The sequence below is a fragment of the Vreelandella andesensis genome (assembly GCF_003989795.1).
GTDB classification, from domain to species: domain Bacteria; phylum Pseudomonadota; class Gammaproteobacteria; order Pseudomonadales; family Halomonadaceae; genus Vreelandella; species Vreelandella andesensis.
This window is the reverse complement of the sequence record NZ_RZHG01000028.1, coordinates 110,095-128,189: the sequence shown is the minus strand read 5'-3', so window position 1 is coordinate 128,189 and position 18,095 is coordinate 110,095. Positions and strand designations below refer to the sequence as shown.

Sequence of the window (18,095 nt, the reverse complement as noted above, 5' to 3'; positions counted from 1 at the left end):
AGTCAAGATGGCGCTTTATTATGTTTAATGCCCAGTATTTTCGGACGTTTATAACGTTAGTTGAAACGGGGAGTTTCACACGAACCGCGCGCCGTTTGGAAATGACGCAGCCTGGCGTCAGCCAGCATATTCGCAAATTGGAAAGCTATTTAGATAAACCGCTGATAGAAAGAAAGGCCAGAAGCTTTACGCTAACGGAGTCTGGGAGAAGGGCTTACGATTATGCGTTGAAGCTGTTTGCCGAACATGAACAGTTTCGCCATGCGTTAGATGACGATTCATTGGATAGCGGCGAGTGTCGGATTGGCTCACCAGGAAGTGTTGGGCTGATGTTTTATCCCTTCATTCTTGGCCAGCAGCAGATGCATCCCAATTTAACGGTAAATTACAGTTTTGCGTTTAATCATGAAATCGTTAATGACCTGCTTGAAGGCCGGTACGATATTGGCATTGTGACTGAGAAGGTTAATCACACCGAACTTACCTGTACAGTGTGGCATAAAGAGCCACTATGTTTAGTCGTGCCAGCTGATTTTGCCGGCAGTACGCTATCAGATCTGATGGGCATTGGCTTTGTTAATTATTATGACGGTATTAACTACGCCAATGTACTGTTGCGCGCCAATTACCCAGACGAATTTCGCTCGATGACGCATTTTCGCCACCAGGGATTTACCAACGAAGTAAGCATGGTGCTGGATGCGGTCGCTCGAGGCTTGGGTTTTACAGTTGTCTCACGCCTGGTGTTAGAGACCTCCCCCTGGCAGCGCCAAGTCAAAGCGCTGTCATTACCCCACAGTATTAATGAAGTACTTTATTTGCTGCGCCGGCGAGATTCGGTGTTACCGAAACGCTATGAGAAGCTGCTGGATGGTTTTCATCACCAGCGCATGCAAGAAAAAACGCCCCTGGCGCTCGGACAATGAGCACCAAGGGCGTTTAGCGGTTAACTAACGTTGCTGAATCAACGGCGGTATTCGTCAATGCTTGGGCAAGAGCAGATTAGCTGACGGTCACCGAATACGTTATCAACGCGATTAACAGTAGGCCAGTATTTGGACGCAGCAACCGCGTCGGTTGGGAAGGCACCCAGTTTGCGATCATAGGGGCGTTGCCACTCGCTATCCATCAAATCTGCCTGGGTATGTGGGGCATTTACCAACGGGTTATTGTCCAGCGGCCATTCACCTTTCTCGACGCGAGTAATCTCTTCTCGAATCGCGATCATGGCATCACAAAAGCGGTCAATTTCGTACAGTGACTCTGACTCCGTCGGCTCGATCATCAGTGTGCCTGGCACTGGGAACGACATGGTCGGCGCATGGAAACCGTAATCCATCAGACGCTTAGCAATGTCTTCTTCACTGATGCCAGAAGCACTTTTGAGCGGGCGAATGTCGATAATGCATTCGTGGGCGACATTGCCTTTCTGGCCACGGTAGAGAATAGGGTAAGCACTCTCTAATCGCTTGGCGATATAGTTGGCGTTAAGAATAGCCAGCTCGGTTGCTTCGCGAAGACCTTGCGCACCCATCATCTTAATGTAGGCCCAGGAAATTGGCAGAATAGACGCGCTGCCAAATGCCGCAGCAGAGACCGCACCGTTTTCAGGGTTAACACCCTTAATAGGCGTGACCGCGTGATTGGAAACGAAGGGCGCAAGGTGAGCTTTGACACCAATGGGCCCCATGCCCGGGCCGCCGCCACCGTGGGGAATGCAAAAAGTTTTGTGTAGATTGAGGTGAGAGACGTCACCACCGAAGTCGCCGGGTCGCGTCAAACCTACCTGAGCATTCATGTTGGCACCATCTACGTACACCTGGCCGCCATGCGCATGTACTACGTCGCAAACCTTGCGAACATGAGACTCAAATACGCCATGGGTAGACGGATAGGTAATCATTACCGCAGAAAGACGATCACTGTACTGCTGTGCTTTGCGCGTTAGGTCATCCAGATCAATGTTGCCGTTGACATCACACTCAACAACCACAACGTCCATACTTAGCATAGCTGCAGACGCTGGGTTAGTACCGTGGGCAGAGCTGGGGATCAAACACACGTCGCGATGAGCTTCACCTTGTGCTGCCTGATAGCGACGAATGGCCAGCAGGCCTGCATATTCACCCTGGGCACCCGAGTTGGGTTGCATGGAAATATGATCGTAACCCGTTACTTCCACTAAGAAGGCTGCTAGCTCGTCAATCATTTGGTGATAGCCTGCCACTTGATCGCGAGGAGCGAACGGGTGGAGGTGCGCGAACGCAGGCCAGGAGATCGGAATCATTTCACTGGTAGCGTTCAACTTCATGGTGCACGAGCCCAGTGGAATCATGGCATGGGCTAACGACAGGTCTTTATTTTCGAGACGTTTCAAATATCGTAGCATCTCGGTTTCGCTGCGATAGCGCTTAAACGTGGGGTGTTCCAAAAAGCGGCTTTCACGACGGTAGTTTTCTGGAATGCCGCTGATTTCCTCGTTAATTACATGTTCATCAAGCGTTGTTACCGACAAGCCGTGCTCATCGCCTAACAACACATCAAACAGCGTCGCGACGTCGTGAGCAGTGGTGGTTTCATCCAGGCTGATACCGACATCACCATTAGCGAAGTAGTGCAGGTTGATATCATGAGTCATGGCTCGGCCATGAATCTTACCAGCATCTACTTGGGTTAGGCGCAGCGTATCAAACCAGCTATCGTGAGCTAACGTGACGCCCGCTTGGATAATGCCTTTCGCTAATAAACTGGTGAGCCGATGCACTCGGCCTGCAATTTTACGCAAACCTTCTGCACCATGGTAAGTGGCGTAGAAGCCAGCAATATTGGCCAGTAATGCTTGAGCAGTACAAATGTTTGAGGTCGCTTTCTCGCGACGGATGTGTTGCTCGCGGGTTTGCATGGCCATGCGCAGTGCCGTGTTACCGCGGCTATCTTTAGAAACACCGATAATCCGACCAGGAATCGAGCGCTTAAGTTTGTCGGATGTGGCGAAGAAAGCAGCATGGGGACCGCCAAAGCCCATGGGAACACCAAAACGCTGGGAGTTTCCTACGACGATATCAGCGCCCATTGCCCCTGGCTCTTTCAGCAGCACAAGGCTCAGTAGATCCGTGGCGACACAGGTCATGATGCCGCGCTCTTTGGCAGCACTCAGAAGAGGGGAAATATCCGTAACGTTACCGCTCGCGGAAGGATATTGCACCAGTGCACCAAATACATCGTGTTCTGCCAGGGTTTCTGCGGGACCACTGATTAGCTCAAAGCCAAAAAACGCTGCACGGGTCTTAATAACGTCCAGCGTTTGTGGAAACAGATCATCGGCAACAAAGAAAGCGATTGATTTACTTTTTTTGTTGCTACGCTTGCATAGCGCCATCGCTTCAGCAGCGGCAGTCGCTTCGTCCAGCAAGGAAGCATTAGCAAGCTCCATGCCGGTTAAGTCCATAATCACCTGCTGGAAATTAAGCAGGCCTTCTAAGCGGCCTTGGGAAATTTCTGGCTGATAGGGCGTATAGGCAGTATACCATCCTGGGTTTTCCAGCACATTACGCTGTATGACGGCGGGCATGTGGGTGCCGTAGTAGCCTTGCCCGATGTAGCTTTTAGTCACTCGATTTTGGCGCGCCAGTTGGCTTAAGTAGTCTAGCGCTTCTGCTTCACTGCGTGGGTCGTCAAGGGCTAACTCACGGCCAAGGCGAATATCGCTTGGTACGGTCTGCTCAATAAGATCTTCCATGCGCTGCATATTGAGCGCTTTTAACATGGTGTCGACATCAGCGGGACTAGGCCCATTGTGGCGTTTGATAAAACCATCGTGGTCGGCCAGTTCGGCCAAGCGGCGTGTTTCAAATGACATGGAAAGGTTCCGAACGTAATGAGAAAACCGTGCAGGGGCGATACTGGAAAGCCTGCTAGTCACAGGCATTCCGGTTAATTAATCATCTGAGCTAAGCGTTGCTTGATAAGCATCTGCGTCTAATAAGCCTTCTAGGGTTGTATCGGTCAGGCGTACCTTCATGATCCAACCCGCTTCGTAAGGTGCTTCATTGACTGTTTCTGGCGAATCTTCGAGTGCCTCGTTAACGTCGATAACGTCACCGCTAACCGGCGAGTAGAGATCAGAAGCAGCCTTAACAGATTCGATGACACCGAACTCCTGACCCTTGTTGAGTGCCTGACCCACTTCTGGCAGCTCAACGAAAACAACGTCACCCAGCGCTTCTTGGGCATGGTCAGTGATGCCGATGGTGACGGTACCGTCTTGGTGATCAAGTACCCATTCGTGGCTTTCGGCATAACGAAGATTGGCAGGAAGATTGCTCATGGTGATTCCCTTTATGAAACAGTTATCTGGACAGAAGCATACTAACGCCTGTCGTTCGCCTTTGCGACTATTGGCCAGCGCTAAATAAGACGGTCTGAGGTACATGTTAACGTGTTTCCAATTGGAAATAAATTTCCTAATCGACTCATGGAAGGTAAAAAGCATTCTAAAGTTTCATGATGCTTTATAGCTGTCGGGATATGTAAAAACAGATCTTTTCTCTGCAGATTCGCGACATTGCAATAGATACATACTAGGAAAATAGTGTAAAACATGCAGATCATGCGTTTTTTCATAGTGCGATACGCGCTATGGTAGAAACGCTTGACGACACAGCTGTATTAACAATGAAGGCAGCCTGACTGCCCGGTACCCATAACAAATGAGCTAATCAACAGGGTAAGGAGAAATGTGTGGAAACATTAACTAGCCTCCTAGGGGCAATTAACGGTGTTGTTTGGGGCCCGATAATGTTGGTCCTACTGCTAGGAGTTGGGATTTACTTACAGATTGGCTTGAAACTGATGCCAATTAGAAAGCTCGGTGTGGGTTTCAAGCTAATGTGGCAAGGTCGCACCCCGAAGCCTAGCCAAGCAGATACTGATCAGGCGTCATCTGGCAAAGCTGACAAAGACGGTGAGATTTCGCCTTTTGATGCGCTGATGACAGCACTTTCCGCAACGATAGGCACAGGCAACATTGCGGGTGTCGCAACGGCTATCGCGCTTGGTGGCCCAGGTGCGGTGTTCTGGATGTGGATCACAGCCTTAGTGGGGATGGCTACTAAATTTGCCGAAGCGGTTCTCGCTGTGCGCTACCGTGAAACCGATAGCACCGGGTATCACGTGGGTGGCCCGATGTTCTATATAAAAAATGGCTTGGGTAAAAAATGGCTCTGGCTGGGCGGTTTGTTTTCATTCTTTGGTGCGATAGCGGCTTTCGGTATCGGTAATACCGTTCAGTCTAACTCTGTGGCGGATGCCATGGACTCTACCTTTGGTGTGCCGCATTGGTTAACTGGCGTGATTATTATGGTACTGGCAGGTGCGGTTATCCTGGGTGGTATTAAGCGCATTGCGAAAGTGGCTGGCAAGCTTGTCCCTATTATGGGTATTGCCTACGTGATTGCCGGTCTGTTGGTATTGATCGTTAACGCTAGTCAAATTGGTGAGGCGTTTGGTTTGATTTTCTACTACGCCTTTAATCCCATGGCAGCAGCGGGTGGCTTTGCTGGTGCGGCAGTGATGGCCGCTATCCGGTTTGGCGTGGCACGCGGTATTTTTTCTAACGAAGCAGGTCTAGGTAGTGCGCCAATTGCTCACGCCGCAGCGCAGACCAAAAACCCGGTTCGCCAAGGACTCATCGCGATGCTGGGTACCTTTATTGATACCATCGTTGTTTGTACTATTACCGCCTTGGTTATTCTAACCTCTACGGTGTGGATCGATGGTGAGGCGGGTGCCTCACTAACAGCACTGTCGTTTGATGCAGCATTGCCCGGTTTTGGTAACCAAATTGTGGCTGTTGCCTTGGCTGTATTTGCATTCACCACAATTCTTGGCTGGTCTTTCTACGGTGAGAAGTGCTGTCAGTTCCTGTTCGGCACACGTTCGATTATGCTATACCGCGTGCTGTTCGTTCTGGCAATTCCGCTAGGTGCTATTGCGCAGCTTGGTTTTATTTGGCTGATGGCCGATACCTTTAATGCCATGATGGCCATACCGAACTTGATTGCCCTGGCGCTGCTCTCGCCGGTGGTATTTAAACTTACGCGTGATTACTTTGCAGGCAAAGACGTGCTGCCAGGCGAAGCGCTTGATCATGATAAGTAAGCCCTGTTCAACGTAACAGGGGCCGATACGATGTAATAGAGCCGGGAAGCCAGTTATGGCTTCCCGTTTCTCTTTCTCGACTGAGGAAATCCCATGACCGACCTTAAACAGACACCACTCCATGAATTGCATCTTTCGCTAGGCGCCAAGATGGTTCCTTTTGCGGGGTATGATATGCCGGTGCAATACCCATTGGGCGTCAAAAAAGAGCATGAGCACACGCGTCAGCAGTGTGGGCTGTTTGATGTTTCTCACATGGGCCAAATAGCGGTGTCGGGTGACAACGTTGCCGAAGCGCTAGAGTCACTGATTCCTGCAGACCTGGTCGGGTTGCGCAAAGGCGAGCAGCGCTATGGGCTGTTTAGCGGAACAGATGGCGGCATTATCGATGATTTAATGGCCGTTAATGCAGGTGATCACTTTTATTTGGTCGTTAATGCTGCTTGCAAAGAGCAGGATATTGTCCATCTGCGTACTAATCTCGGTGCTACTCATCACATTGAGGTGTTAGACCGTGGCTTGCTGGCGCTACAGGGGCCGAAGGCTAGAGACGTCATGAAACGCCTATGCCCCCAGGCATGTGAGTTAATATTCATGCAGCATGGCCGCTTCACGGTGGCTGGTCAGGAGGTCTGGATCAGCCGTAGCGGTTACACCGGCGAAGATGGCTTTGAGATATCAGTGGCCTCTGACGTTAGTCAGGCATTTGCGGAACAATTGTTAGCAGAGCCCGAAGTAGAAGCGATTGGCTTGGGCGCGCGCGACTCGCTTCGTTTAGAGGCTGGACTGTGCTTGTACGGCCACGATATGGATATGACGACGACGCCTGTAGAAGCAGGTCTTATTTGGGCGATTGGTAAGCCCCGCCGACATGGAGGGGATCGTCCTGCAGGTTTTCCTGGCGCGGACCTTATTCTTCACCAAGTAGCCGCGAAAGATCACACGCGTAAGCGGGTAGGTTTAGTGGCAGAAGGGCGTGCGCCAGTAAGAGAGGGGGCACGTTTAGTTGATGTTAAGGGCAATGAGATTGGTGTCGTGACGTCTGGTGGCTTTGGACCAAGCGTTGGTAAGCCGATTGCCATGGGTTATGTGGCGCGTGAATGGGAAGCACCAGAAACCACCGTTTACGCATTGGTGAGGGGGAAACAGCTACCTATGGTCGTGACCTCTACCCCCTTCGTGAAGCCAGGCTATTATCGCGGTTAATACTGGCGTGGTTAATACTGGCGTGGTTAATACTGTCATGATTAATGCTGTCGTGATTAATGCTGGCGCGGATAATCCTGTAAATGTTCATCGGGGTTTTTCATAACGGTTTTTTCATAACGGTTTTTACAACCACCTTTCATGAAAAAGCCCCTGATAAAATCAGGGGCTTTTTTTCATCTTAATACTTGGCGAGGGTCAATTGGCTTGCCACCTTGGCGTAGGTCGAAAAGCAAGTCGTAGCGCTGTGTCGCGCTGCTTTGGCCGACATCACATAATGGGTCGCCAGTGCTCACTTGCTGGCCGACACGCACTAAAATGCGTTCGCACAGTGCATAAACGGATTGCAAGTTGTCTGCATGATGAATGATGACGACCTCTCCGAGTTGGCGCATTCCATTAGCAAAGCGTACTTCACCCGGTGCTACGGCTTGGGCTTTGGCACCTGCTTGGGTGGCCAGCAGCATCGGTTGTAAGGTACCCCGGCTATCGGCACCAAATCGGCGCACAATGCGATAGTCCTCTAAGGGCCAAGGCCAACGGCGTGCGGAGGCAGGCAAGCTGGCGCTTGGGGGAGGCGATGATGCTGACTGGCTTGTACGGTTAGTACTAGCGCTACTTGAAGCAGTACTGCTGCTAAGCGGTACACTGACAATTTGCCCGACTCTTAGTGCTGTGGGTGAAGTGCCGGGGTTGGCGCTTTGTATACGCCCCGTGGTGGTACCAAAGTAGCGGGCGATACTTGAGAAGGTATCGCCGGAACGAATCTGGTAGCGATACGGTCCGCCAGAGGGCGCTCGCTCCTGCTGGGTTGGTATCAACAGACGCTGGCCAACGTTTAAGCGCTGAGCATTTGTTCCAGGGTTGAAACGTTCGAGACGTTCCAGTGGAACGCCTGCTCGGTTGGCAAGTTGTCCCAGCGTATCGCCGCGTTGTACCTCTATCCATTCACCGTTTATTTGGCCAGCAGTGCTGCTGGGCACTGGATTATTCTGGCCATTTGAAGAGGGAGAGCCAGCACATCCTGCTAACACGGTTGTTAGCAGGCAAACCGCTAACCATCGGGCTAGTCGTGGTTGGTTTGTTTGGCTAGCAAGGCGTCTTTTTCCTGCCAGAGTGAATTGATCCATGCGTGGAAACGTTCCTTGTGCTGCTGTTCTTCGTGATAGTTGGCTTCGTTCATCCATTGGGGAATAGCGAGCTGCCTTGCGTTTAGCGTGATGCGAGCTTCTTTTCCGCATAGAAAATCCCAAAAAGTTGGCGTTGGATTTTCATAGCTAATGGTTACATCCAGAATGCCATCTAGTTTGTCGCCAAGCAGGCTAAGCACTTGTGAGACACCGCCTGCCTTGGGTCTAAGTAAATGCCGGAATGGGCTTTGCTGTTTTTCCCGTTTTGCTATGGTAAATCGTGTTCCTTCGACAAAGTTAAAGATGGCGATGGGGGCATTTCGAGCTTGCCGGCAAACGCGCTCTGTTGATTCTCGGTCAATAGCGGCAAGTTTAGGATTTTTAGCAAGTTGTTCACGACTGAACCGTCGCATAAACGGGAATTCTAACGCCCAAAATGCCAGCCCGACGATAGGAATCCAAATTAACTGATGTTTCAAAAAGAACCTGGGCATAGGAATACGGCGATGTAGTGCCATAAAAAGGATAAAAATATCTGTCCAGCTGCGGTGATTTGAGATGACTAACCACCATTGATCTGGACTGAGTGAGTCTGGAATGCTGATATTTACGTTAGGTTTTATCCATCGGCGCATCCACCAGAGATTTGCGCCAACCCAATTGAGTGCAACGTTGCACAGACTATTAAGAACCCTTTGTTTACGATGTTGACCTGGGATGATGATTTTTAACAGTGTTAACAAAATTAGTGGTACACCCCAAAACAGCGTCGTTAGCGTCAGTAATAACAGACTGACAACTCCTTTGGCAGTAGACATACCACATTTCCTTTTACGAATGATGATACTAGGGGTGTGATTCTAGCGATAAGCAACGCAAGGTATATGCAACCCAGCCTTAATGCTAAAGGATCATGCTCACGCTGCCCAGTACATTACAAAACCGTTGTGTGTTGAATTGCCGAACTAAGCCTTAGAGAGGGCGTATTAATGCTTTCGATAAGCACCTTGCGCAGTGCTTGGGCCGCGACCGATAACTCTTGGTACGTTAGTATCCCGACCCGGCAAGCAATGCCAGGAGATGTTAAGGGGACGCAGCGCGCGCCGAGCTGATGCATTTGCTGAATACACATAGAAGGAACTGCACTTGCGCCTAATCCATCTGCCACCATTCTACCAACGGTTGAGAGTTGGTGGCTTTCAAACGCAACGGGCAATTCAATGTGCTGCTTGGCAAGTTCCTGCTCTAGCAGTCTGCGCACCATTGATGGGCGCTGTAGGGTAATAAAATCCTGTTTTAACAACGTTGCCCAGCTTAGGGTTTTGGCTTCGGCCAGAGATGACTGAGGCGACACAACAGCGATAAACTGATCTTCAAACAGGGGCGTAAACGTTAAGCTGCCTATTCCTTCTGGTGAAAAGGCAATACCGATTTCCACTTGGCGGGAACGCACCATGTCGATGACTTCTTCATTGATGACATCGTGGACAGTAATGTTAATTTTAGGGTATTGCCGACGGAAGGTAACCAGCGCGCTGGGCAGTAAATTACACGCAAAAGAGGGCATTGCTGCTACGCTTAAACGGCCTAGCTGAAGAGTAAAGCGCTGGCGTAGTCGCTCCTCGGTATTATCCCACTGGGCAAGTAGATGCTTTGCCAGGGGGAGTAGGGACTCGCCTTCAGGCGTTAGCCGAACGTTACGGGTACTGCGTATCAACAGTTTTCCCCCTAGCGAATCTTCCAGCCCTTTGATGGCTAAGCTGAGCGCTGGTTGAGACAGGTGGAGGCGTTCACAGGCTTGTGTAAAGCTCAAGGTTTGAGCTACTGCAAGAAAAGCACGGAGTTGCTTGACGGTCATACTGACCCTTTTATAAATTATTTATATAAATTGATAAGAAAAACAAACTTAACAAATATATCATCTAGGACAACACTAACTCTACCGATCCAACCGCATCATAACGACGCGTGCAACGTACCACCGATAATAATGCGAGGCATAACAATGGCAGGATTTGATAAGCGTGTAGCTTCCTATGAGGAAGCAATGGAAGGTATCGAAAGCGGTATGACCGTCATTGCTGGCGGCTTTGGCCTTTGCGGTATTCCCGAAAATCTGATCGCCGAGATTAAGCGCAGGGCTGTCACCGATCTAACGGTCGTTTCTAACAACTGCGGCGTTGATGGTTTTGGGCTGGGTGTGCTGCTCGAGGATCGTCAGATTCGTAAAATTCTCGCTTCTTATGTCGGCGAGAACGCTATGTTCGAACGGCAGATGCTCAATGATGAAATTGAAGTTGTACTAACACCCCAAGGCACGCTGGCCGAGAAAATGCGTGCTGGTGGTGCAGGTATTCCCGCATTTTATACCGCTACAGGCTACGGCACGCCCATTGGTGATGGGAAAGAGGTGCGTGAATTTAATGGTCGCCATTATATTTTAGAAGAAGCGATTACCGGTGATTTTGCGATTGTTAAAGGCTGGAAAGCGGACCGGTATGGCAACGTCATGTATCGCCATACAGCACAGAACTTTAATCCTATGGCAGCTACCGCTGGAAAAATAACGGTGGTAGAAGTTGAGGAAATTGTTGAACCAGGCGAATTGGAACCAAGCCAGATCCATACCCCCGGTATCTATGTGGATCGCATTATTCAAGGCTCATTCGAGAAACGAATCGAACAACGCACAGTTCGTAGCTGATCGCTCCCAGGTTTAGACATATTTACTCAATAAGAGGTATACACCATGGCTTTAACACGTGAGCAAATGGCACAGCGCGTTGCACGTGAACTTGAAGATGGCTTCTACGTTAATTTAGGTATCGGCATCCCTACGTTGGTTGCTAACTATGTGCCTGATGGCATTGATGTCATGTTGCAGTCCGAAAATGGTTTATTAGGAATGGGGCGTTTTCCCACCGAGGAAGAGATTGACCCTGATATGATCAATGCCGGTAAGCAAACGGTCACTGCTCGCCCGGGTGCGGCTATTTTTTCGTCGGCAGAATCATTCGCTATGATTCGTGGCGGTCATGTAGATTTGACCGTACTGGGTGCTTTTGAAGTCGACCAAGAAGGTAATATTGCGTCGTGGATGGTACCAGGCAAACTTATCAAAGGAATGGGTGGTGCCATGGATCTGGTCGCTGGCGCAGAAAATATTATTTGCACCATGACGCATGCCTCGAAACACGGTGAATCCAAGCTATTAGAGAAGTGTACACTTCCCTTAACGGGGGCAGGTTGCATTAATCGCGTATTGACCGACCTTGCCTATTTGGAAATTAAAGATGGTGCTTTTGTTCTTAAAGAGCGCGCACCGGGGGTTAGTGTTGAAGAAATTGTTGAAAAAACCGCTGGGAAACTGATCGTGCCTGATCACGTTCCTGAAATGACCTTCGACGCTGAATAACACCCAACAGGCGTGGGCTATAGAGTTATAGCTCACGCCATTTCACAGCGAGTGTGAAACGGCAGCAGTATTTCAGCAATACGTTCATGGTCGTCACCAACATGTTTTTGCACAAGCGCCAGGCCGCCCAAGCAAAGACGATGTTCATCACCTAAATTGAAGACGGTTTTTTGCGGCATCGCAGGATAAAACCGATGTTTAATGAGTGGTGAAACGGAAAATATGTCGTTTTGTTGGCTTTCGAAACTGATCATGCCGCAGCCTTCAAGATGGCTGTGCAAAGTGTCGATGGATTCGCCAATCGTTGAACAGTCAAATCCAGCGTGATGTAGTCTGGGCCCCATGACCGCTAACCAAGCTGCGAGAGGGTGTGCCTGTAGCAGTTGCTGATAAAGTGCCCAGGAGGGCATTGGCCATGGGCGTCCTCGACACAGCAAGTTTTGTCCTTTGCAATCGGCTGGGTGACTTTGTGAAATGAGCTGCGTCAGCGCTTCCCGGGGGGCTTTTGAAAGCGTACCAAGCTGCAGTTCTGCCAATACTAACCAACTGCTGTTGTCATTGGGTGCAAGTAAGTACACCAGAAGACCTTTATCCGCCATGGCGTAATACCCAACAGAGCGGTAACCCATACGTGCAAGGGTGACGTTTAGTTTGCTAGCAGCAAAAGGGCCATGGTTTAGGGTGACTAAAGCTAAATATTCGGCCGATGTGCTGAGTGGCCACAATCTGAGTCCCCCAAGGTCTGGGTGTGTATGTACATAGTCCAGCCAAAGCTGTTGAACAAACTCCTCTCGCTGCATTGGTATATCCTCGCCGCCTAATCGAACGTCATTTGAAATATCCTATTTCAGTATAGGCAAGCGATGACATGGTTGTTCAACGGGTATAAACGTCACTTTTAACGCCTGCGTTAAGAGGCCAAAAGCTGCCGTTGGCGTACAAATTGGTCGAACTCGGTAAAGCCGCCGATGTGCTGTTGGTCAATAAATACTTGGGGAACGGTATGAATAGGCTTGCCAGCTGTTTTTGCAATGTCTTCTTTTGTAACACCTTCTGAAGGCATATCAACGTAGCGATAGCCCTCTATTTTTCCATTGCTCTCCAACTGTTCAGCGAGACGTTTTGCACGAACGCAAAAAGGGCATGACATACGGCCGAAAATTACCACGAACATTGCAGAAACTCCTTTAAGATAAAAATATAGAATAAATAGGTTGCCTATTGTGGCGTAGCCCGCTTAGTTTGGCCAATAGCGCCACACTACACTCGCCATTAAGTCGTGTTATTGGCGATCGTTTAAACATCGGAAATCGTATGCGAACCTTAACTGCCCAAGAATACGAACGCCTAGCCGAACTAGCATCGCATTATCGCGATACACACCTGCGTTCAATGAAGCTGGCGGATCATTATAACCCTCGCCTTGGGGTCGATGCGCTTTGTTTTCAGCCCTGGCAAGGGAAGTATGCGTCGCTGCTGGTGGGTGCGTTAATAACACCGTGTGCGATGTGGTTAGTGGCTGTGCCAAGCAATATTGAGCACGAGCCGATGGGCAAGACGTTGTATCTCTGCTTTCCTTCCGGTCATTATTCGCTCTCATGTGAGCAGTTGCCTAATGGCAGCAAGCTTTATAAGCGCGTCGTTCTGGAAAGTTTAAGTGATCTTGAAAGTATGCAGGAGGCTGCGAGGTTGGCTCAGCGTATGATGATGCAGCTAATGGTATCTGATAAATCTTCTCCAGAGGTCGACTAGGCAGAAACGTCAACCTCTATCTAAACTGTTTGTCCTTTCATTTTATTATGCATAATCTTATTAAAAGGAACGTTTATGTCCTCTGAAAAAGCTATTACACCCCGTGTCGCCGTGGTTACTGGCACCAGCAGTGGTATTGGTGAAGCGGTGGTAAAGCACTTCTGTGATCAAGGTTTCCAAGTGCTAGCAGTCGACTTTAACCCTGCTGGTAAAGCGGTGGCTGATGCGGCGGGCGCGGCGTTTTATCAAGGGGATTTAACCGATCCAGACGCGTGTCGCGGGGCAATTGCTGATGCAGTGAAACGCTTCGGTGGTGTCGATATTTTGGTTAACAATGCGGGCATTCAACACGTTGCTTCTATTGAGACTTTTCCTGAAGAGAAGTGGCGTCAAATTATTGATTTAATGCTGACGGCTCCTTTTTTGCTTACCCAAGCAGCATGGCCACATATGCGTAAGAAAGGCTGGGGACGTGTGATCAACATTGCGTCTGTTCATGCGCAGGTTGCTTCGCCAGGTAAAGCAGCTTATATCAGTGCCAAGCATGGCATGATCGGCCTGACGAAAACTGCCGCTTTAGAGGGCGGTGAGCAGGGGATTACCGCTAATACTATTTGCCCCGCCTATGTAAAAACACCCTTAGTGGATAATCAAATCGCCGACCAAGCCAAGCTGCATGGTATGGAAGAGCAAGAGGTAATTGAAAAAATCATGCTGAAAAACGCAGCTATAAAACGTTTGATCGAGCCTGCCGAAGTTGCTCAACTAGTTGCCTACTTGGCATCCGATGCGGCAGGGGCTGTGACAGGCTCTAGTTGGAACATCGATTTGGGATGGACCGCCCAATAATACCGAGCTAGTTTCCCGCTCTTTGCGCTGCAGTAACGCAAAGGGCGGGAAGCTAGCGTCTTACAGGGCGCTTTTGTAATTTCCGCTGTAGCGTTCGCCGATGCATACCGAGTGCTCTAGCCGTTGCTGAAATGTTGCCGTCATGTTCCTGTAGCACCTTTTGAATGTGCTCCCAGGTTATACGGTTGATGGATGGAGGATTATCCGCCAATTCAATATTTGGATCGCCATCCTGGTGATCAAAGGCTGCAATAACATCGTCAGCATCTGCTGGTTTACAGAGGTAGTTAATGGCGCCAAGTTTGATGGCTTCTACCGCTGTGGCGATGCTTGAATAACCCGTCAATACCACAATACGGCAATTTGGTGCGCTTGCCAGCATGTCTGGAAGCAGCTTAAGGCCAGAGCTGTGTTCAAGTTTAAGATCGAGTGTTGCCATTGTGGGCATAAACTGTGTGATTAGCGCCATTGCTTGATCAGCATCGTGTGCAACGTTGACTTCAAATCCACGGCGTGTAAGTGCCCTGCTAAGCACGTGACAAAACATTTCATCATCGTCGACGATTAAAAGGCGTTGGTCTTGCGTCTGCATGATGTCCTCGATTTTCTGGCGAATGCTGCGCTGCTGTCATTTATCAGGGGCGGAACAAAGGGGCAACGTCACTTCTGTTAGCGTACCGCCTTCTGGATGATTGTACAGGCTTACCCCACCACCGAAACGATTAATGGTGGCATGGGTTAAAAACAGACCAATCCCCATGCCTTTGCTTTTGGTGGAAATAAACGTGTCGCCTAGCTGATCAGCAATCGACATGGCGATGCCGGGGCCATGATCGCGTATATCAATAACAACGCTTTCATCTTGCCAATCCAAACGAATACCAATTTGCTCTGGGTTAGCATCGGCGGCGTTATTTAGTAAATTGGTTAGTGCTTGATCTAAGGTGGCATCAACGGCTATCCAGGGGCGTCCACGTTTTTCAGCAACTTCAAAAAAATGGCTAACATCCGGTCGAATAACAAGCCAGCGTTGCACAACGGATGCTAACCAAACCTCTGCGTCTAGTACTTCTGGTTCTGCCATACGCCGACGATCAGCTGTCGTAACAAGGTGCTGCAAGCGTGATTTGCACACATCTACCTGCTGACGAAGTATCGCGATATCTTGTTGTAAGTGAGAGCCATCGGGCGCGTCCTGTTGCATTTCATTTAGCAGCACGGCCATAGTTGAAAGCGGTGTGCCGAGCTCATGAGCCGTGCCTGCTGCCTGGGTGGCGACTGCTAAAACTTGTTCATTGCGCAGCGCAGCTTCTCGTGTGCGTGATAGTGCTTTGTCTCGATTACGCAGTGCGTGAGCCATCTTATAGATAAAGAATGTGACCAAACCGGCTGATAAGCCGAAATTAAGCCACATACCCAATACATGAAGGCTTAGCGGGCTGTCGCTGTTAATGTGCCCAAGCTGTGGTATTGGGTGATAAAAGAACATCAAGTAGGTGTAACCCGCCATTGCGCAAGCGGCAATGATCCAGGCGTGCCGCCACGGAAGGGTTGCGGCAGCAATGGTGACAGGTACTAGATAATAAGTAATAAAGGGATTAGTTGAACCGCCTGAAAAATAAAACAGCAGCGTTAGGCCTGCAATATCTGCCAGTAAGTGGGCAAGGTACTCTAAATGGTTAACCGCTTTTGGTCTGCCTAATCGCCACCATGTGACGATATTGAGGATCCCCATGGCAATCACAACACTGACGACTGCTGTCACGGGCAAATCGAAAGCGAGCAGCTCAATGCCAACGATAATGGCCAGTAAAAAGCCGGTCCAGGTAATCCCTCGAACAATCGTTAATCTAACGAGGTTACGGTTTGGTGTCGAAAGTGGCAGCGGCAGGGCGGTAGGCATGGTGTGGTTATTTGCTCGATGCTTTTACGTTGTGAATAACATATTTTATAAATAACGTCATAACGAACGTCAGCCATCCCGCTGAGGCAAGCAAGTTAAATAACAGCATTTTAGGAGGCAACCAAGTGCTGCCTACTACAGCCTCTAACATGATATGGAAAAACATAGCGAGCAAAAGTGGCAGTGCTAGCGTATGAATCCACATGTCAGTTCGGCGTTTACGTACATGGTAGCGCTTCAATAAATAACGCATTGGACGGTGCGCCCAACCAAATAGTACCAATGCACCAACAACGAATAGGACAGCCACTGTCGGTTCAGTACTTCCAAAATACATTGAAAAGGATATCGACCAGGCAAGACCAAGCCATAGTAATCCTTCAATACTGGCGATAATGTCCGCATAGCGACGCACATTCTGCATAAAAAACCGAGTCCTTAAAAACAGCGCCCTAAAAACAGCGCTCTTGATCTTACAAAGTGTCGCCATGATACGACACTTGAGAACGGCTGTGGGATGGATAGGGGAGATTTATCCGTTACCCGTATTGGGTATACTGTTCTAACTCTTTTACTCAATTCATTGCTGCACAGGACTTGCCGTGGACGCTATTACGTTGACTCGCCCCGATGATTGGCATCTTCATTTACGTGATGATGAGGCGCTAAGCGCTGTGGTAGGCCATACCGCCACCCAAATGGGTCGCGCGATTATTATGCCTAATTTAAAACCGCCGGTAACCACGACTGCTCAAGCGCTAGCATATCGGCAGAGAATTTTAGCAGCGTTGCCGGAAGGGAGTGCCTTTGAACCGCTGATGACGCTCTATTTAACGGACACGACGCCCCCTGAAGAAATTGAGCGTGCCGCCGAGAGCGGTGTTGTAAAAGCCGTTAAGCTTTATCCTGCGGGAGCTACTACTAATTCTGCATCAGGTGTTACCGATATTGCGCACTGCGATGACACGATTGCGATGCTAGCGAAAGTGGGTATGCCGCTATTGGTTCATGGTGAAGTGACCGACCATGAGATTGATATTTTTGATCGAGAGGCGGTGTTTATTGAGCAGGTGATGAAGCCCCTTTTGGCTCGACACCCAAACCTCAAGGTGGTGTTTGAGCATATTACGACTCAGCAAGCTGCTGAGTTTGTGGCTGCAGCGCCTGATAACATTGCTGCCACGATTACGGCTCATCATTTACTGTTTAACCGCAATAAAATGCTGGCAAGTGGTATTCGGCCTCACTATTACTGCTTGCCTATCTTAAAGCGTGAGCAGCATCGCCAGGCATTGTTGAAAGCGGCGACCAGTGGCAGCGCTAAATTCTTTCTAGGCACCGACAGTGCGCCGCATGCCCAGGGGGATAAAGAGTCTAGCTGCGGCTGTGCAGGGGCATACACCGCGCCTGCTGCTATTGAGCTTTATGCAGCAGCCTTCGAAGAAATGGATGCCTTGGACAAGTTAGAAGCGTTTGCCAGTCTAAACGGGCCGCGTTTTTATGGATTGCCGACTAATGCTGATAGCGTCACGTTGGAGCGTCGTTCGTGGAGTCTTCCAGCGCATTATCCCTATACGGCTGGTCAGCATATTATTCCGTTAATGGCGGGTGAGAGCTTGGCATGGAAGCTGAAAGCATAACGTGTATAGCTGGATAGCAGATCAAACACGGAGCCGACTGG

The 18,095-nt window shown here is 49.6% G+C and carries 18 protein-coding genes; 8 read left to right on the top strand and 10 right to left on the bottom strand.

Features of this window, described 5'->3' with window-relative positions; translation table 11 throughout:
• Nucleotides 1-20 precede the first annotated feature (20 nt).
• On the top strand, nucleotides 21-926 hold the full coding sequence (locus tag ELY33_RS15480; protein ID WP_126948802.1) for a LysR family transcriptional regulator: 906 nt from the start codon (nucleotides 21-23) through the stop codon (nucleotides 924-926).
• Nucleotides 927-964: 38 nt separating this feature from the next.
• Here ELY33_RS15480 and gcvP read toward each other — a convergent pair whose 3' ends face one another.
• Nucleotides 965-3,859, bottom strand: coding sequence for an aminomethyl-transferring glycine dehydrogenase (gene gcvP / locus ELY33_RS15475; protein WP_126948801.1), 2,895 nt, complete (start codon nucleotides 3,857-3,859; stop codon nucleotides 965-967).
• 78 nt (nucleotides 3,860-3,937) lie between these two features.
• Nucleotides 3,938-4,327, bottom strand: a complete 390-nt coding sequence (gene gcvH / locus ELY33_RS15470; RefSeq protein WP_126948800.1) for a glycine cleavage system protein GcvH — start codon at nucleotides 4,325-4,327, stop codon at nucleotides 3,938-3,940.
• A gap of 413 nt (nucleotides 4,328-4,740) precedes the next feature.
• Here gcvH and ELY33_RS15465 point away from each other — a divergent pair, with 413 nt between their 5' ends.
• Together ELY33_RS15465 and gcvT are read left to right on the top strand one after the other, a co-directional pair.
• Nucleotides 4,741-6,159: an alanine/glycine:cation symporter family protein gene (locus tag ELY33_RS15465; protein WP_126948799.1), complete on the top strand. Its 1,419-nt coding sequence runs from the start codon at nucleotides 4,741-4,743 to the stop codon at nucleotides 6,157-6,159.
• A 93-nt stretch (nucleotides 6,160-6,252) separates the two neighbouring features.
• Nucleotides 6,253-7,365, top strand: coding sequence for a glycine cleavage system aminomethyltransferase GcvT (gene gcvT / locus ELY33_RS15460; protein ID WP_126948798.1), 1,113 nt, complete (start codon nucleotides 6,253-6,255; stop codon nucleotides 7,363-7,365).
• 176 nt (nucleotides 7,366-7,541) lie between these two features.
• Here the strand turns inward: gcvT and ELY33_RS15455 are convergent, their stop codons facing one another.
• From ELY33_RS15455 to ELY33_RS15445, 3 genes are all read right to left on the bottom strand, one after another.
• Nucleotides 7,542-8,309: a LysM peptidoglycan-binding domain-containing protein gene (locus ELY33_RS15455; protein ID WP_126948899.1), complete on the bottom strand. Its 768-nt coding sequence runs from the start codon at nucleotides 8,307-8,309 to the stop codon at nucleotides 7,542-7,544.
• Nucleotides 8,310-8,431: 122 nt separating this feature from the next.
• Nucleotides 8,432-9,313: an acetyltransferase gene (locus tag ELY33_RS15450; protein WP_126948797.1), complete on the bottom strand. Its 882-nt coding sequence runs from the start codon at nucleotides 9,311-9,313 to the stop codon at nucleotides 8,432-8,434.
• Between the two features lie 116 nt (nucleotides 9,314-9,429).
• A complete protein-coding gene (locus tag ELY33_RS15445; RefSeq protein WP_126948796.1) occupies nucleotides 9,430-10,353 on the bottom strand; it encodes a LysR family transcriptional regulator in 924 nt (307 codons plus the stop codon).
• A gap of 147 nt (nucleotides 10,354-10,500) precedes the next feature.
• Here ELY33_RS15445 and ELY33_RS15440 point away from each other — a divergent pair, with 147 nt between their 5' ends.
• Together ELY33_RS15440 and ELY33_RS15435 are read left to right on the top strand one after the other, a co-directional pair.
• Nucleotides 10,501-11,199, top strand: coding sequence for a CoA transferase subunit A (locus tag ELY33_RS15440; RefSeq protein WP_126948795.1), 699 nt, complete (start codon nucleotides 10,501-10,503; stop codon nucleotides 11,197-11,199).
• A gap of 45 nt (nucleotides 11,200-11,244) precedes the next feature.
• A complete protein-coding gene (locus tag ELY33_RS15435) occupies nucleotides 11,245-11,910 on the top strand; it encodes a CoA transferase subunit B (protein ID WP_126948794.1) in 666 nt (221 codons plus the stop codon).
• A 32-nt stretch (nucleotides 11,911-11,942) separates the two neighbouring features.
• On the opposite strand, the gene ELY33_RS15430 is transcribed toward ELY33_RS15435, so the two are convergent.
• Nucleotides 11,943-12,710, bottom strand: a complete 768-nt coding sequence (locus ELY33_RS15430; protein ID WP_126948793.1) for a VOC family protein — start codon at nucleotides 12,708-12,710, stop codon at nucleotides 11,943-11,945.
• Between the two features lie 110 nt (nucleotides 12,711-12,820).
• Nucleotides 12,821-13,084 carry a GrxA family glutaredoxin gene (locus ELY33_RS15425; RefSeq protein ID WP_126948792.1) on the bottom strand — a complete coding sequence of 88 codons (264 nt, stop codon included), beginning with the start codon at nucleotides 13,082-13,084 and terminating at the stop codon, nucleotides 12,821-12,823.
• Between the two features lie 140 nt (nucleotides 13,085-13,224).
• Here ELY33_RS15425 and hybE point away from each other — a divergent pair, with 140 nt between their 5' ends.
• Together hybE and ELY33_RS15415 are read left to right on the top strand one after the other, a co-directional pair.
• The gene (hybE, locus tag ELY33_RS15420; RefSeq protein ID WP_126948791.1) at nucleotides 13,225-13,662 is read left to right on the top strand and encodes a [NiFe]-hydrogenase assembly chaperone HybE; all 438 of its coding nucleotides are present in this window, start codon (nucleotides 13,225-13,227) and stop codon (nucleotides 13,660-13,662) included.
• A 75-nt stretch (nucleotides 13,663-13,737) separates the two neighbouring features.
• Nucleotides 13,738-14,511 (top strand): 3-hydroxybutyrate dehydrogenase, encoded by a 774-nt coding sequence (locus tag ELY33_RS15415; RefSeq protein ID WP_126948790.1) that lies wholly within the window; start codon nucleotides 13,738-13,740, stop codon nucleotides 14,509-14,511.
• A gap of 52 nt (nucleotides 14,512-14,563) precedes the next feature.
• On the opposite strand, the gene ELY33_RS15410 is transcribed toward ELY33_RS15415, so the two are convergent.
• The 3 genes from ELY33_RS15410 to ELY33_RS15400 are packed head-to-tail and all read right to left on the bottom strand — an operon-like array spanning nucleotide 14,564 to nucleotide 16,838.
• Nucleotides 14,564-15,103, bottom strand: coding sequence for a response regulator transcription factor (locus ELY33_RS15410; protein WP_126948789.1), 540 nt, complete (start codon nucleotides 15,101-15,103; stop codon nucleotides 14,564-14,566).
• 36 nt (nucleotides 15,104-15,139) lie between these two features.
• Nucleotides 15,140-16,414 (bottom strand): ATP-binding protein, encoded by a 1,275-nt coding sequence (locus tag ELY33_RS15405; RefSeq protein WP_126948788.1) that lies wholly within the window; start codon nucleotides 16,412-16,414, stop codon nucleotides 15,140-15,142.
• Nucleotides 16,415-16,421: 7 nt separating this feature from the next.
• On the bottom strand, nucleotides 16,422-16,838 hold the full coding sequence (locus ELY33_RS15400; protein WP_126948898.1) for a hypothetical protein: 417 nt from the start codon (nucleotides 16,836-16,838) through the stop codon (nucleotides 16,422-16,424).
• Nucleotides 16,839-17,016: 178 nt separating this feature from the next.
• Between ELY33_RS15400 and pyrC the strand changes: the two genes are divergently transcribed.
• Nucleotides 17,017-18,054 carry a dihydroorotase gene (gene pyrC / locus ELY33_RS15395; RefSeq protein WP_126948787.1) on the top strand — a complete coding sequence of 346 codons (1,038 nt, stop codon included), beginning with the start codon at nucleotides 17,017-17,019 and terminating at the stop codon, nucleotides 18,052-18,054.
• The last annotated feature ends 41 nt before the right edge of the window (nucleotides 18,055-18,095 follow it).